1 tRNA gene is annotated in these 280 nt (G+C 57.5%); it reads left to right on the forward strand.

The window, feature by feature from the left end:
- Positions 1-103: 103 nt before the first annotated feature.
- Positions 104-180, forward strand: a tRNA-Arg gene (locus tag AAFH99_RS02085).
- Positions 181-280 lie beyond the last annotated feature (100 nt).

The raw sequence follows: 280 nt of genomic DNA on the forward strand, positions 1-280 counted from the left end.
TGATGGGTGGCCGGTCCCGAGCAACGCGAGGGGAGCGTCGCCGGAAGCCGCAGGCTTCCCGCCCTGACTCAGGCACGGCGCGAATGTAAAAAATCAGAGTTTTCCGCCCGTAGCTCAGCTGGATAGAGCGTCGCCCTCCGGAGGCGAAGGTCAGAGGTTCGAATCCTCTCGGGCGGGCCATATAAAAGAAAGGCCACCCAACGGGCACTGCTGTCCCACAGTTTGGGATAACTGAAAAAGCCTGAACCAATCTGGTTACAATGATTCTGCGAAGAAAACA

The organism is Microbulbifer sp. ARAS458-1, from assembly GCF_045348205.1.
Lineage (GTDB): Bacteria > Pseudomonadota > Gammaproteobacteria > Pseudomonadales > Cellvibrionaceae > Microbulbifer.